14 protein-coding genes are annotated in these 14239 nt (G+C 63.0%); 5 read left to right on the top strand and 9 right to left on the bottom strand.

The window, feature by feature from the left end; all coding sequences use genetic code 11:
* The first annotated feature begins 33 nt into the window (after positions 1-33).
* Complete coding sequence (locus F3089_RS14875) at positions 34-612, top strand: alpha-ketoglutarate-dependent dioxygenase AlkB family protein (protein ID WP_225741788.1); 579 nt, start codon at positions 34-36, stop codon at positions 610-612.
* Here the strand turns inward: F3089_RS14875 and F3089_RS14870 are convergent.
* Positions 578-2956, bottom strand: a complete 2379-nt coding sequence (locus F3089_RS14870; RefSeq protein WP_151441581.1) for a Lon protease family protein — start codon at positions 2954-2956, stop codon at positions 578-580. The genes F3089_RS14875 and F3089_RS14870 overlap by 35 nt on opposite strands.
* A gap of 200 nt (positions 2957-3156) precedes the next feature.
* Between F3089_RS14870 and F3089_RS14865 the strand changes: the two genes are divergently transcribed.
* The gene (locus F3089_RS14865) at positions 3157-3675 is read left to right on the top strand and encodes a hypothetical protein (protein ID WP_151441580.1); all 519 of its coding nucleotides are present in this window, start codon (positions 3157-3159) and stop codon (positions 3673-3675) included.
* A 9-nt stretch (positions 3676-3684) separates the two neighbouring features.
* Here F3089_RS14865 and F3089_RS14860 read toward each other — a convergent pair whose 3' ends face one another.
* From F3089_RS14860 to F3089_RS14845, 4 genes are all read right to left on the bottom strand, one after another.
* Positions 3685-4416 (bottom strand): hypothetical protein, encoded by a 732-nt coding sequence (locus F3089_RS14860; protein ID WP_151441579.1) that lies wholly within the window; start codon positions 4414-4416, stop codon positions 3685-3687.
* Positions 4413-4673, bottom strand: a complete 261-nt coding sequence (locus F3089_RS14855) for a YheU family protein (RefSeq protein ID WP_151441578.1) — start codon at positions 4671-4673, stop codon at positions 4413-4415. The genes F3089_RS14860 and F3089_RS14855 overlap by 4 nt, the downstream gene beginning before the upstream one ends.
* Positions 4674-4676: 3 nt before the next feature.
* Positions 4677-5744, bottom strand: a complete 1068-nt coding sequence (recA, locus tag F3089_RS14850; protein ID WP_151441577.1) for a recombinase RecA — start codon at positions 5742-5744, stop codon at positions 4677-4679.
* Between the two features lie 111 nt (positions 5745-5855).
* On the bottom strand, positions 5856-6356 hold the full coding sequence (locus tag F3089_RS14845; RefSeq protein ID WP_151441576.1) for a CinA family protein: 501 nt from the start codon (positions 6354-6356) through the stop codon (positions 5856-5858).
* Between the two features lie 76 nt (positions 6357-6432).
* Between F3089_RS14845 and mutS the strand changes: the two genes are divergently transcribed.
* Both mutS and fdxA read left to right on the top strand, forming a co-directional pair.
* Positions 6433-9027: a DNA mismatch repair protein MutS gene (gene mutS / locus F3089_RS14840; protein ID WP_151441575.1), complete on the top strand. Its 2595-nt coding sequence runs from the start codon at positions 6433-6435 to the stop codon at positions 9025-9027.
* 68 nt (positions 9028-9095) lie between these two features.
* Positions 9096-9428 carry a ferredoxin FdxA gene (fdxA, locus tag F3089_RS14835; protein ID WP_151441574.1) on the top strand — a complete coding sequence of 111 codons (333 nt, stop codon included), beginning with the start codon at positions 9096-9098 and terminating at the stop codon, positions 9426-9428.
* Here fdxA and F3089_RS14830 read toward each other — a convergent pair.
* Complete coding sequence (locus tag F3089_RS14830; protein WP_225741787.1) at positions 9425-10078, bottom strand: class I SAM-dependent methyltransferase; 654 nt, start codon at positions 10076-10078, stop codon at positions 9425-9427. The genes fdxA and F3089_RS14830 overlap by 4 nt on opposite strands.
* Before the next feature lie 59 nt (positions 10079-10137).
* Here F3089_RS14830 and F3089_RS14825 point away from each other — a divergent pair, with 59 nt between their 5' ends.
* On the top strand, positions 10138-11187 hold the full coding sequence (locus F3089_RS14825; RefSeq protein WP_151441573.1) for a methyltransferase domain-containing protein: 1050 nt from the start codon (positions 10138-10140) through the stop codon (positions 11185-11187).
* Here F3089_RS14825 and F3089_RS14820 read toward each other — a convergent pair.
* From F3089_RS14820 to F3089_RS14810, 3 genes are read right to left on the bottom strand one after another with little or no spacing between them, the layout of a single operon-like run.
* The gene (locus F3089_RS14820; protein WP_151441572.1) at positions 11184-11798 is read right to left on the bottom strand and encodes a DUF938 domain-containing protein; all 615 of its coding nucleotides are present in this window, start codon (positions 11796-11798) and stop codon (positions 11184-11186) included. The two genes, F3089_RS14825 and F3089_RS14820, sit on opposite strands and share 4 nt — an antisense overlap.
* A complete protein-coding gene (locus F3089_RS14815) occupies positions 11795-12646 on the bottom strand; it encodes a slipin family protein (protein WP_151441571.1) in 852 nt (283 codons plus the stop codon). Before F3089_RS14815 ends, F3089_RS14820 begins: the two co-directional genes overlap by 4 nt.
* On the bottom strand, positions 12639-14111 hold the full coding sequence (locus tag F3089_RS14810; RefSeq protein WP_151441570.1) for an NfeD family protein: 1473 nt from the start codon (positions 14109-14111) through the stop codon (positions 12639-12641). The genes F3089_RS14815 and F3089_RS14810 overlap by 8 nt, the downstream gene beginning before the upstream one ends.
* Between the last annotated feature and the right edge of the window lie 128 nt (positions 14112-14239).

The raw sequence follows: 14239 nt of genomic DNA, 5'->3' as shown, positions 1-14239 counted from the left end.
CTGATGAACAACTGCAACCGCGGAGCCGTGCCGGTGTACGAACTGCCCCCCTTCCAGCTGCCCTTCCATCACCCCTTCCTGGCGCCGGAAGAGGCGGATGAACTGCTGGCGCTGCTGCTTGAGCGCATTCCCTGGAAGCAGGACCGCATCACCCTTTTCGGCCGCGAACACCTGATCCCGAGAGAGCAGTGCTGGATCGCCGAGGACGGCCTGACCTACCGCTACTCGGGCCAGACACTGGAGCCAGCCCAGTGGCCGGACTGGCTCAGGCCGCTCGCGCGCCAGGTGGGTGACATCGCCGGAGAGCATTTCAACAGTGTGCTGGCCAACCATTATCGCGATGGCAATGACAGCATGGGCTGGCACAGTGACGACGAACCCGAACTGGGACCCGCCCCGGTAATCGCTTCACTCAGCCTGGGCGGCACCCGGCGCTTCCGTTTCCGGCACCGAGAGGATCATGGCCATACTCTGGGCATCGACCTGCCCCACAACAGCCTCCTGGTAATGCCGGCAGGCGTCCAGTCCCACTGGCACCACGCCCTGCCGAAGACCCGGAAACCGGTGTCTCCGCGGATCAATCTGACTTTTCGTCGTCTTGTCGACGCCTGAGATCGGCCAGACGCTGCTCAATGCGCCCATAGAGGCTGTCAGCCGGATAATGGCCATTGCGATCCGGCTCACCGACCGGCAGCTCCAGCATCAGCGCCAGCACTTCCTCCACCCGCGACACGGCGTAAACCCGGAAGCCGCTCGTCTTCACAGCGTCCCGCACGCGCCTGGCCAGCATCAGGTTCTGCACGTTCGAAGCGGGCAGGATGACCGCCTTGTCCTGCGCATCCCCCCGAGCCACACAGGCATCCAGGAAGCCTTCGACTTTCTCGTTGAGCCCCCCGACCGGCTGCACATCCCCATGCTGGTTGACCGAGCCCGTAACCGCCATGTCCTGGCGTACCGGCTGCTCGGCAAGAGCCGAAACAATGGCGCAGAGCTCGCCGAGGGACGCACTGTCCCCATCGATCTCAGCGTAGGACTGCTCGAAGGTGAGCGTCGCGGTAAGCGGCATGGGCTGTTCACGGGCAAAATGCGCCGACAGCCATGCGGAAAGGATCATCACACCCTTGGAATGGATGGAGCCACTGAGCTTCACATCCCGCTCAATGTGGATGACATCCCCGTCCCCGTACTGGCAGGTCCCGCTGATCCGGTTGGGCAGCCCGAATTCGTAGCCGCCAGTGGAGAGTACGGAAAGCCCGTTGACCTGTCCCACGGCACGGCCACTGAACGACAGCAGCATGGAACCGTCGGCAAAGCCCTGCAGGAACTCGTCCCGGATACGCCCGCTGCGGTAGTCCGCGCTGACCAGGGCCTGGTCCACATGCTCGGGATCAATGCCGTCCTCGCCTCCGCTCCGGGCGTGGAAGTCCGCCTCGCGCAGCACATTGGCGATATCCACAGCATGCAGCGACAGCCGGTTCTGGTGCTCCGCCAGCCGTGAGCTGTATTCGATCACCCGTGCCACAGCCTGTTTGCTGCACGGCAGCAGGCCCTTGTCCTGGCACAGACTGGCTATGAACTTGGCGTAGAGCATCTGGCTCTCGGTGGTGCGCGGCATCTCATTCTCGAAATCCGCCGTCACCCGGAACAGCTCCGCGAACTCAGGATCATATTCCTGGAGCAGCAGCCAGGTTTCGCGATCCCCGAAGAGCACCAGCTTGACGTCCAGCGGTACCGCCTCCGGCTCCAGCGAAATGGTTCCGGACAGGGTCAGCTCACGTTCCAGGGAGTGGATGCTGATTTCCCGGGAACGGATGGCGCGCTTGAGCGCGTCCCACACGAAGCCGTGCTCAAGCACCTTGGTGGCGTCCATGAGCAGGTAGCCGCCATTGGCCCGGTGCAGGCTGCCCGGCCGGATCAGCGAGAAATCCGTGTAGACCGTGCCCTTGTAGGTCACGGTCTCGATGAACCCGAACAGGTTGTGGTAGGTGGGATTGTCCTCCACAACCACCGGCACGGACTCATCCTGGCGGGATACAAGCAGGTTGATGCGATAGCGCCGGGGCAGGCGCTGCTCCATGGAGGCATAGGCAAAGGCGGCCTTATCTTCGCTATCCTCCAGAAAGATGTCGAGATTATTCGCGATATCCTTCTTCATGGCCCGGAAGTGGTCGGGCACCCCTTCATAGTCACTGTAGCGCTCGGACAGCTCATCAATCAGATGGGCCCCGACATGCTCGACCGTTTCCTCGTTCAGCTTCTGCTGCTGCTCGGCGTGTTCCTCTTCCCATTCCGCGATCTGGCGCATGACACGCCGCAGCTTCTTCTCAAGCTCACGGATGATTTCCTCGAACGCCCGCCTCTCCTCCTCGGAAAGCGCATTGAAGGACTCGTTGGTATGCGGCTCACTGCCGTTGAGTGCCGTCAGCCGGTATCCCCCGGGCGTCGTCATGGACAGGTCCACGCCCTGCTCACGCGCCTCGCGTGCCAGGGCATTCAGTGCCTCTTCCTGGCGCGCGGCATAGCTCTGCTTGAGATCCTCGTAGCGGCTCTGGAAGGTATCGCTGTCGAAGGCCTGGGGGATGACCTTGACCAGGCGCGAAACCAGCCGATCCACATCATGGCGCAGCCGTTCACCGACGCCGGCCGGCAGCTTCAGGACCCTGGGATTGCGCGGGTCGTCATAATTCGCCACGTAGCACCAGTCGCTGGCCGGTGCGTGGGTCTCATCCCGATGCGCCAGGTAACGCAGCATCATGGTGCGCTTACCCAGTCCGGATCGGCCCAGCGCGTAGACGTTGTAGCCGTTGTGGGGCATGGCGAGGGCGAATCGGACCGCCTCCCGGGCACGGTCCTGACCAACGATCTCATTCAGGGGATCCAGCGCATCCGTGTTACGGAACGGCAGATCCTTCAGGACACAGGTCCTGTACAGCTGTTTCTGGGGAAGTGGCTTCAACTCAATCAATCCGTCATCTGTGGGGAACGGTCAGAGATCGCACTTTACAGGCCTCAACAGGATTCACAAAGCACCTCCTGTAATGTGACCTGCGTCACAGGCCACCCGGACCCCGGTTTGACTCGGTTACCGATTGAGCGACAATCCAATGTTAGCAATAAGCAGAAACCTCGATCCGATTCAAGAGGCAGCAACCGCCCATGAGTACCCAGAGTGACTCCTCCGGGATCACAATGCATCTCGCGGACGTGCCCCTTGCACTGCGCAGGGATCACAAACGCCGTAATCAGGGTCGCGGTGACCCATCACTGACCACCTCCTGGTCCGGTCAGTGCAGTGCAAGCGAGCAGCGGATCCAGCCCCGGTTTGCCGCCCCCGGGCTCAGCGTGCGCGTGCGGGCACGGCGCCTGCTGCACTGGGAACGCCAGAGCCGGCCCGTGGAATGCCTGGACATCAACCGCTACGGCGTCGCCATTATGGCGGAGGAGGCCTTCCGGGAAGGCACTTCCATGCGCATGGATTTCCGCGGCGAGTACATCACGCAGTCGGATGTGAACGGCCGGGTCAAGAGCTGTGTCCGGGAAGCGGATGGGCATTACCGACTCGGCATCCAGTTCACCTACTGCTCAATGCGGGGCCATTACTCCCGCGCCATCGACAACGCCCTCTCCCAGATCGAGGCGTTCTGCCGCCGCCAGATGGCCCGTTACCGGCGCTGAATTGGCGGTTCAGCGCATTCCGCTGAACAGCATGGTCAGTACGATCATCACAATGATCCAGCCGATCAGCGCAAACCCGAAGCCGTTCGGCATGGGATTCCCGGTGCCCTCCGTCTCCCCCGCTTCGGGAAAAGGCCCTTCCATATCCAGGGGGGACTCGGCGCTGTGAGGGCCACCACCGAGAAGCAGCCTGACCCGCTCCTGCGGAAAGGCTTGTTCCAGCTGGGCCCGATGCTGGTGCCAGCCAAGGCGCTCATCCAGATAGGCCAGGACCTCCTCGGTCACAGGTGGCTCACCCGGCCTGGCCTGACGGGACAGGAAGTCAAACAGGCTGAAGCGCAGTACCTCAGTCACACCGGGCTTGTGGGCCCGTTCGCTCTCAAGCTGGGCCCGCCAGCGGCGCAGATCGTCCCGCCAGCCGGGATTTGAGAACACGGTTTCCAACTCCGTCATCACCCGGCCCGCCTGGATCTCAGCCTCCTGACTCGCGGGCTCCGGCATCTGGACAGATTCAACGCCCTTCCCCGAAGCCGCCCCGTCATTCCCGACATCAACTCCGAAATCCCGGGCCTGCGGTGCTGCTCCCGCCTCCCGCATGGCCGCCTCGTAGGCCTGCACCAGTGTCTGATAGCGCTCCGGAGTGGAATCCGGATCCACGAACCTCAGTTGATGCTCGAAAGCGGCCTCAATGGCCTCTGGATCATGGGTCTGCTCTATCCCGAGTGTGGACCACTTATTCACGGTGCCGATTCCCCCTGCTGTTCGTCCGGAACCTCATTGTCGTCCAGTTGATCAGCCGGCACCAGCGTGGCTACCTGGTTGGGGTTATAGGGGGTATACAGAACGACCAGCTGGCCACGGGCCACGGCCCGCGCCACCTGCTCGCGGCAGTCAGAAAGAGGATCCTCGACATCCGCTCCCCCGGCTTCCCGGAGGCAATACTCCTCGATCAATGCCTCGAGCGCCTCACCTGAAAGCTGATCCGATGGGATCACCATGTCTCAGAGCAGATCCTCACTGGCGTCCTCGGCCAGCGCATCGTCTCCGGATGCCTCGTCTTTCTTGCCATCGGCTTCATTGGGTTTGGGCATCAGCCGCTCGCGGATCTGGGTTTCGATCTCGTTGGCGATTCCGGGATTGTCACTCAGGAACTTGCTGGCGTTCGCCTTACCCTGGCCGATCTTGTCGCCTTTGTAGCTGTACCAGGCACCGGACTTCTCAACCAGGCCTTCCTTGACCCCCATATCAACGATTTCGGCCATGCGGTTGATGCCGGTGCCGTACATGATCTGGAACTCGGCCTGTCGGAAGGGAGGCGCCACCTTGTTCTTGACGACCTTCACCCGGGTCTCATTACCGACCACTTCCTCGCCTTCCTTGACCGATCCCGTGCGCCGGATGTCCAGGCGGACCGAGGAGTAGAACTTGAGGGCGTTACCGCCCGTTGTGGTCTCGGGCGAGCCGAACATCACGCCGATTTTCATCCGGATCTGGTTGATGAACACCAGCATGGTGCCTGACGTCTTCACGCTGGCGGTGAGCTTACGCAGCGCCTGGGACATCAGCCGCGCCTGCAGACCGACGTGGGAGTCGCCCATCTCGCCCTCAATTTCGGCCTTGGGTGTCAGAGCCGCCACAGAGTCCACCACAACCGCATCGACTGCGCCGGAGCGCACCAGCATGTCGCAGATCTCAAGCGCCTGCTCACCTGTATCCGGCTGGGACACCAGCAACTCATTGATATCCACGCCCAGTTTTTCAGCATAGATCGGGTCCAGGGCATGCTCGGCATCCACAAAGGCGCAGGTCTTGCCCTCGCGCTGGGCTTCCGCAATCACCTGGAGCGTAAGCGTAGTCTTGCCGGAGGACTCCGGCCCAAAGATCTCGACCACCCGCCCCAGGGGCAGGCCACCGATCCCCAGGGCGACATCCAGCCCCAGGGAGCCGGTGGACACCGCCGGCATGGCCTCCCGCGGCTGGTCGCCCATCTTCATGACCGCCCCCTTGCCGAACTGGCGTTCAATCTGGGAAAGCGCGGAATTCAGTGCCTTTTTGCGGTTGTCATCCATTGTTTCTGCCTTCTGGTCGGTTGGTGCCTGCCGTAGTCACGACGTTGTCCAGGAACCCTGAACTGTATGTATGGACAGTATTATGCACAGACCTGATCAGTGATTCAACGGTCATCCCTGCAGCCAGCGCTTGAGGCGCTTCAGGGCGAACTCAACCGCCTCGCGCCGGACCTGATCACGGTCTCCTTCAAACTGTTTGCAGGTGGTAACGGGGGTGCTGCCCGCCACCCCCCAGCCGAACCAGACAGTGCCCACGGGTTTTTCCGCGCTGCCGCCGCCAGGCCCGGCAATACCGCTGACGGCCAAAGCCACATCCGCCCCGGTTTTCTCGAGTGTGCCGGAGACCATGGCCGAGGCCACGGCGGAGGACACCGCTCCGTGCCCGGCAAGAATGCCCGCGGGCACGCCCAGAAGCTTTTCCTTGGCCTCGTTGCTGTAGGTGACCAGCCCGGTCTCAAAGTAATCGGAACTGCCCGATGTATCCGTCAGGCATTTGGCGACCCAGCCGCCGGTGCAGGATTCGGCGGTCGCGATCACGCGCCCCTGGCCACGCAGGCATTCGCCCAGTGAGGCGGCCTTGCGCGCCAGGGTGGCGTCCGATGGCTCTCCCATACGGCTCTCCGTTTCGTTCGCGGGTTCATGGGACTAGAATCGTGCATTCCACCAGATCAGCAGGCTCAATAACAGCATGTCCGCAGCGGAACCCGATCTCAACAGCCACACGCCGATGATGCGCCAGTACCTGCAGCTCAAGGCCCAGCACCCGAATGAGCTGCTGTTCTACCGCATGGGCGACTTCTACGAACTGTTCTACGAGGACGCACGCCGCGCCGCCGAGATGCTGGACATCACCCTGACCGCACGCGGCCAGTCCGCCGGTCAGCCGGTGCCCATGGCCGGTGTGCCCTACCATTCGGCGGAAAACTACATCGCGCGCCTGGTCCGCGGCGGCCACGCCATCGCCATCTGTGAACAGACCGGTGACCCGGAAACCAGCAAGGGGCCGGTGGACCGCGAGGTGGTGCGCATCGTCACCCCGGGCACCCTGAGCGACGAGGCGCTGCTGGAGGAACGCCGGGACAACCTGCTCATGGCGATACATTCCCACAAGGGGGCCTTCGGCATCGCCACCCTTGAGATCTCCTCCGGCCAGTTCGTCGTTGAGGAGCTGGATTCGGAAGAGGCCCTGAGCGCCGAACTGGAACGTCTGCAGCCCGCCGAGATCCTGATCAGCGAGGACTTCCCCAGCCCGGAACTGCTGGAAGGCTTCAGCGGTATCCGCCGCCAGGGTCCCTGGCTGTTCGAGATGGAATCCGCTCACCGGCTGCTGACGCGCCAGCTGCAGGTGCGTGACCTGCGTGGTTTCGGCTGCGAGGATCTGACCCTGGCCATACAGGCCGCCGGCTGCCTGCTGCAGTACGCTCGTGACACCCAGCGCAACAACCTGCCGCACATCCGCAGGCTCAGCCGCGAACGGCGTGAGGAGAGCGTCTCCATGGACGCGGCCAGCCGCCGCAACCTGGAAATCGACACCAACCTTGCCGGCGGCCAGCAGAACACGCTGGCCTCGGTCATGGACCGCACTGCCACCGCCATGGGCGGGCGGCTGCTGCGGCGCTGGCTCAATCGCCCCCTGCGCGATGCCGGGACTGTGCGCCAGCGCCGCGACAGCGTCAGCGCCCTGCTGACCGATCATCAGCATGAGGCCATCCACGAACGCCTGCGCGGGATCGGTGATATTGAGCGCATTCTCTCCCGGGTCGGTCTGGGTTCCGCCCGGCCCAGGGACCTGGCGCGGCTGCGCGATGCCCTGATCACCCTGCCCGAACTCCAACAGGACATGGCGCGCCTGGAGCTGCCCCACCTGCAGGCAATCGCCGAACGCATAGCAACCTACCCGGTGTTGGCGGAAACGCTGGAACGGGCGATTGTGGACAACCCACCGGTGGTAGTACGCGACGGTGGCGTGCTGCGTGCCGGCTACGACGGGGAACTGGACGAACTCACCAGCCTCAGCGAGAACGCCGGCGACTACCTGATGCAGGTAGAAGAGCGCGAACGGGAGCGCACCGGAATCAATACTCTCAAGGTGGGCTACAACCGGGTTCACGGCTACTACATCGAGATCAGCCGGACCCAGTCCCACAATGCGCCCACGGAATACATCCGCCGGCAGACGCTGAAGAACGCCGAACGGTTCATCACCCCCGAACTCAAGGAGTTCGAGGACCGCGCCCTGAGTGCGAAGAGCCGCGCCCTGGCGCGGGAGAAGTATCTCTATGACGAGCTCGTGAAGCATCTGGGCGAACATCTCTCGGACCTCCAGGAAACCGCAGGTGCCCTCTGCGAGCTGGATGTGCTGACCAATTTCGCCGAAAGGGCCCAGAGCCTGCGCTTCAATGCCCCGGCATTCAGTGACGAACCCGGCATCGCCATCAGCCAAGGCCGTCACCCGGTGGTGGAATACCTCCAGGATGCCCCCTTCGTGCCCAACGACCTGCACCTGGACGACCGCAACCGCATGCTGGTGATCACAGGCCCCAACATGGGCGGTAAATCCACCTACATGCGCCAGACCGCGCTGATCACCCTGCTCGCCTACTGCGGCAGCCATGTACCGGCCGAAAGCGCCACCCTGGGCCCGGTGGACCGCATCTTCACCCGCATGGGCGCCTCGGACGACATCGCCAGCGGCCGCTCCACCTTTATGGTGGAAATGACCGAAACCGCCAACATCCTGCACAACGCCACGCCCGAGAGCCTGGTACTGATGGACGAGGTGGGTCGCGGCACCAGCACCTTCGACGGCCTGTCGCTGGCCTGGGCAGCGGCCGAGCGTCTGGCCCGGGATGTCGGCAGCTACACCCTGTTCGCCACCCACTACTTTGAGCTCACCAGCCTGCCGGAGCAGGCCGGTAGCGCCCGTAACGTCCACCTTACCGCCACGGAGCACGAGGACAGCATCGTCTTTCTGCACAGTGTCCATGAGGGCGCCGCCAGCCGCAGCTACGGGCTGCAGGTGGCGCGGCTTGCAGGGGTACCGGTGGACGTCATCGACAATGCCCGGCGCAAACTGGACGAACTCGAGGGCAGCGCCGGCGCAACACGCGCCGAACCGGCTCCGGCCTCGGCCATGCAGGCGGACATGTTCGCCAGCCTGGAACCCTCGCCGGAGGAACGTGATATCCTAGGAATCGACCCGGACGGCATGAGCCCGCGTGAAGCGCTCAACACCCTGTATGAGCTGCGGGCCCGTCTGCGGGAACGCCTTGGCGGCGATTGAGCCGGGTCATTGCAGACCCCGTCGCCCGACCCTAGAATAGCCGCCTGAACCATCGCCAGGATGTAACCATGACGTTTGTCGTTACTGAAAACTGCATCAAGTGCAAGTACACCGACTGCGTGGAAGTCTGCCCCGTGGACTGTTTCTACGAGGGGCCGAACTTCCTCGCCATCGACCCGGACGAGTGCATTGACTGTGCTCTCTGTGAACCGGAGTGTCCGGCCGAGGCCATCTATTCCGAGGACGAACTGCCCGATGACCAGGAGGAGTTCCTGGAGATCAACGCGGATCTGGCGGCCAAATGGCCGAACATCACAGAGAAGAAGGATCCGCCGGAAGACGCCGAGCAATGGGATGGCGTCAAGGGCAAGAAACAGTACCTGGAGCGCGACGGCGCCTAGACCGGTTTCCGCATAAGAGCCACGTCCTTGCGTGGCACCTCACAGTGCCAGCCGAACCGCGCCGCGACCCGGTGCAGCGTGGCTTCCCTGTAGAACACCACATGGGTCGGATCCCGCCGGTAGTGCCAGCCGGCGAACCGGTCGTCGTCCGTCTGGAAACAGGTCATCACGCCCAGCCAGCCCCCAGGCAGCAGCAGCCGGTCCAACAGCCGGAAGGTAGCTGCCGGGTCATGCAGATGCTCAACCACCTCGGTGCAGGTGATCGCCTGGTACGAGCGCCCTAGAAGCGCCTCGTCCGGCGCGTAGAAGGGATCATAGCCGTCGGCGGCGAACCCCGCCTCGCGCAGCATGGTCACCAGTGCGGGTCCGGGGCCACAGCCGAAATCCAGCACCCGATCTCCCCGCGTCAGGCGCGGCATCAGTTCGTCCGCGAGCCGCGCCAGGAAACGCCGGTAGCCCGGGTCCCTTTCGTCGTTGTCATGCTGGTCATACTCGGCTTTTTCCGCCGCCGGCTCGGGCCGCTGGGAAGGCTCAAGAAAGGTGGCCTCGCACTGATGGCAGCGCCAGTAGTCGCGCTCACCAATCGTCATGAACGCCGCGGTCGTACCGCTTTCACACACCGGGCAATCGGGTATGGCGTTGTGTAACATGGGCGCCTGCAATGGGTCTCCCGGATGATCAGTCACAGAACGGAACAGCGACGCGAATTATGAGAGAAGACGTTCAGGATTACTACGGCCGCCAGCTCCAGGGCACCCAGGACCTGCAGACCAATGCCTGTTGCGACCAGGCGCCACCGGAATGGCTCAAGCCCATCCTCGCCAGCCTGCACGACGAAGTGCTGTCCCACTATTACGGCTGTGGCCTGGTCGCCCCCCAGCTTCTCGAGGGCGCGCGCATTCTGGATCTGGGCAGCGGCAGCGGCCGGGACTGTTACGTGCTGTCGAAGCTGGTCGGTGAACAGGGTGAGGTCGTGGGTGTGGACATGACCCCGGAACAGCTGGCCATCGCCCGCCGCCACCAGGAGTACCACAGGGAGGCCTTCGGCCACGCCCGTTCCAACGTGCGCTTTCTTGAGGGCTACATTGAGCAGCTGGACGAGCTGGACCTTGAGGACGACTACTTCGACATCGTCATCTCCAACTGCGTGATCAACCTGAGCCCGGACAAGGAGAAAGTGCTGTCGGAAGTACAGCGCGTGCTCAAGCCCGGCGGTGAATTCTACTTCTCGGATGTGTACGCCGACCGTCGCATACCGGCACACCTGAAAGAGGATCCGGTGCTGTACGGCGAGTGCCTTTCGGGCGCCTTCTACTGGAATGATTTCGAGAACCTGGCCCGAAAGACCGGCTTTACCGACCCGCGCCTAGTGGAAGACCGGCCGCTGACCATCGAGAACGAAGCCATTGAGGCACGCCTCGCCCCGGCGCGCTTCTTCTCCGCCACCTATCGCCTGTTCAAGCTGCCCGGACTGGAGCCCCACTGCGAGGATTACGGCCAGGCGGTGATCTATCAGGGGACGATTCCCGGTGAGGATGCGGTATGCCGGCTGGACAAACACCACCACATTGAGCGCGGCCGCGTCTTCCCGGTCTGCGGCAACACCTGGATGATGCTGGCGGATACCCGCTTTGCCGAGCATTTCAGGTTCATCGGCGATTTCAGCACCCATTTCGGGATCTTCGAGGGCTGCGGCACGGCACTGCCCTTTGATGACCCCGAGTCCGGAACGGAGGGGGCGGGCGGCAGCTGCTGCTAGGCGCTGCCGCGCACAAACCTCAGGAGCTGGTTGTTGGCCGGCATGCGGAAACGTTCCACGGCCTCGAAACCATAATCCGCCGCCAGCGCATTGAAGACCGCCCGGTCCTTGATGCCGCTGGACGGATCCCGCTCCTGGAGCCAGGCATCCAGCTCCGCGTTGCCCTCACTGGTGTAGCCACCATCCTCATTGAAGGGCCCATAGATCAGCAGATCACCGCCCTGGCGCAGGTGGGCAGCGCTGATTGCCAGCAGACCGTTAACGATGCGCCAGGACACGAAATGCACGGTGTTGGCAGTGAACACCGCATCAAAGGTTTCCCCCAGACGGACCCCAGCATCAAGCGCGTCCACCTCCAGTGGGTCACGCACATTGCGCAGCTTCGCCTCACGCCGCCATTGCCGGATGCCATCAAGATTCTCGGCGATGTCCGTGGGCTGCCACTCCAGGTGCGGCAGGTGGCGCGCCATATAGACCGCATGCTGGCCGGTCCCGCTGCCCAGCTCCAGCACCTTCGCGGGCTGGGTCAGGACCTCTGCCAGAACCTCCCGGATCGGTTCCTGATTGCGCTCACAGGCCGGCGCAAAGGGTTTCTCTGGTGTTTCCGTCATGCTTTACCACTCTCTTCTCCGCCGAGAACCGCACTGGTATCCGGAAACTCCGAAGACGAATGAGCCGGCTCCTCACCCCCATCATCCGGGTCCGGCGTTTCCATCCCGGCCACGGTCTTTTTCAGGTCCCGCAGCAGGTCCACCGGGAAGACAATGGTATTGGTCTTATCATTGGCGATATCGGTGAGAGTCTGCAGATACCGCAGCTGCAACGCCTCGGAACGCTTCGACAGCGTCCGCGCCGCCTCCAGCAGCCGCTCGGAGGCTTGCTGCTCACCCTCGGCATGGATGATCTTGGCCCGCCGTGTACGCTCAGCCTCCGCCTGGCGCGCAATCACGCGGATCATGGACTCGTCCAGATCCACGTGCTTGATCTCAACGTTTGCGACCTTGATGCCCCAGGCGTCGGTCTGGGCATCCAGAATCTCCTGGATGTCCTCATTAAGCTGGTCCCGGGAGGCCAGCATGTCGTCCAGCTCATGCTTGCCCAGCACCGAACGCAGCGTGGTCTGAGCCAGCTGGCTGGTGGCCGCATAGAAATTCTCCACGTTGATGACCGCATTCTGTGGATCCATCACCCGGAAATACAGCACCGCATTGACCTTCACCGAGACGTTATCCCGCGAGATCACGTCCTGAGAAGGCACATCCAGAACAATCGTCCGCAGATCCGTGCGCACCATCTGCTGAATGAACGGGATCACGATGATCAGCCCCGGCCCCTTCACTTTCTGGAACCGGCCCAGCAGGAAGATCACACCCCGCTCGTACTCCCGCAGGATCCGGAACATGCTCACCAGCAGACTGATGACGATCAGTACAATGGCTATGGTGAAATATTCAATCATTCGACTGGCCCTCCGACCTGACTGTCAGTTTGAGTCCTTCCACGTTCTGGATAACCACAACATCTCCTTCACGAACCGGATCCGCCGAGTGCGCCTGCCAGATCTCGCCAAGCACACGCACCCAACCTACCCCCCCGTCAAAGTCCCGTATTGCCACGGCCGTAGTGCCCTGCATACCCTCAGAGCCGCTGACCACCGCTTTGCGCGTTGACTGCAGTGCCATGCGCAGCACCAGCACCATGATCAGGAAGGTCGACACCGAAAATGCCGCGATCACAGGCATGGCGATCTGGTAGCCCGGCAGGTCCGTGTCCATCAGCATGACGGAGCCGATCACAAAGGCCACGGCCCCACCGACCCCCAGGATCCCGAAACTCGGGGAAACCGCCTCAACCACCATCAGCCCGATCCCCAGCAGCATCAGTGCCAGCCCCACATAGCTGATGGGCAGCATCTGCAATGCGTACAGCCCCACCAGCAGACAGATGGCGCCCACGACGCCGGGCACACCCATGCCCGGGTTGTAGAACTCCAGGATCAGGCCATAGATGCCCACCAGCATCAGAATGTACGCCACACTCGGATCCGTGATCACCGTCAGGAACTCGGTGCGCCAGTCCTTCTGGATACGACTGATGCGGTGATCGGCCAGGGTCAGCGTCTGCATCACGCCATCCACATCCACTTCCATGGCGTCCGCCTGGGCAAGCATGTCCTCAAGACTGTCGGCACGGATATCGATCACATTCTTCTCAAGCGCCGCACTCGAGGAGAGGTTCACCGCCTCGCGCACTGCCTGCTCCGCCCAGTCCGCATTGCGCCCACGCAGCTCCGCCAGGCCACGAATGTAGGCCACGGCATCATTGATCACCTTCTTCTCTATGGCACTGGCGTTACCGGCATCGCCACTCTGCCCGGCTGATGCTCCATCTCCCTCCTCTGACGCCCCCTCGGCAGTACCGTCTTTGCTGGTCTCACCAGCCGCGGCGCCATCGTCGGCCTGGAGGCTGAACGGGGAACCACCCCCCTCATCCTGACCACCCCCGCCACCGATCTGCACCGGCGTCGCCGAGCCCAGATTGGTCGCCGGCGCCATGGCCGCCACATGGGACGCATAGAGAAGATAGGTTCCGGCGCTCGCCGCCCGCGCGCCACGGGGCGTCACGTAGGTTGCCACCGGCACCTTTGAGGAGAGGATGCCCTGGATCATGTCCCGCATGGACTTACTCAGCCCCCCCGGCGTATCCAGCTCCACCACGAGAAGATCCGCTCCCTGCGCCTCCGCATCCGCCAACGTGCGCAGGAACCAATCCGACACCGCCGGCCCAATCGCCTCCTGGATCGTCATAACCCGGACATCCGCCGGCGCACGGCCATCATCCCCTGCCTCCTGAGCCTGAACACTCAACAGCAGGGCACCGGCGAAAAGCAGGAGCAGTGAAACCAGACGTGGCAGTCGACGCATTGAAGCTCTTCCCTGAAAAGAGGTTCTCCAATGAAAGATGGTGGATTTCAGGTGGTTTGACAAGAGAAGAATGACCCGTAGAAGCGAGCCCTGCTCGCGATCATTTGATCGTACCGCGCGCGAGGCGC

The sequence above is a fragment of the Halospina sp. K52047b genome, assembly GCF_008709855.1.
GTDB lineage: Bacteria > Pseudomonadota > Gammaproteobacteria > Pseudomonadales > Oleiphilaceae > Halospina > Halospina utahensis_B.
This window is presented reverse-complemented; position numbering and strand designations above follow the sequence as displayed.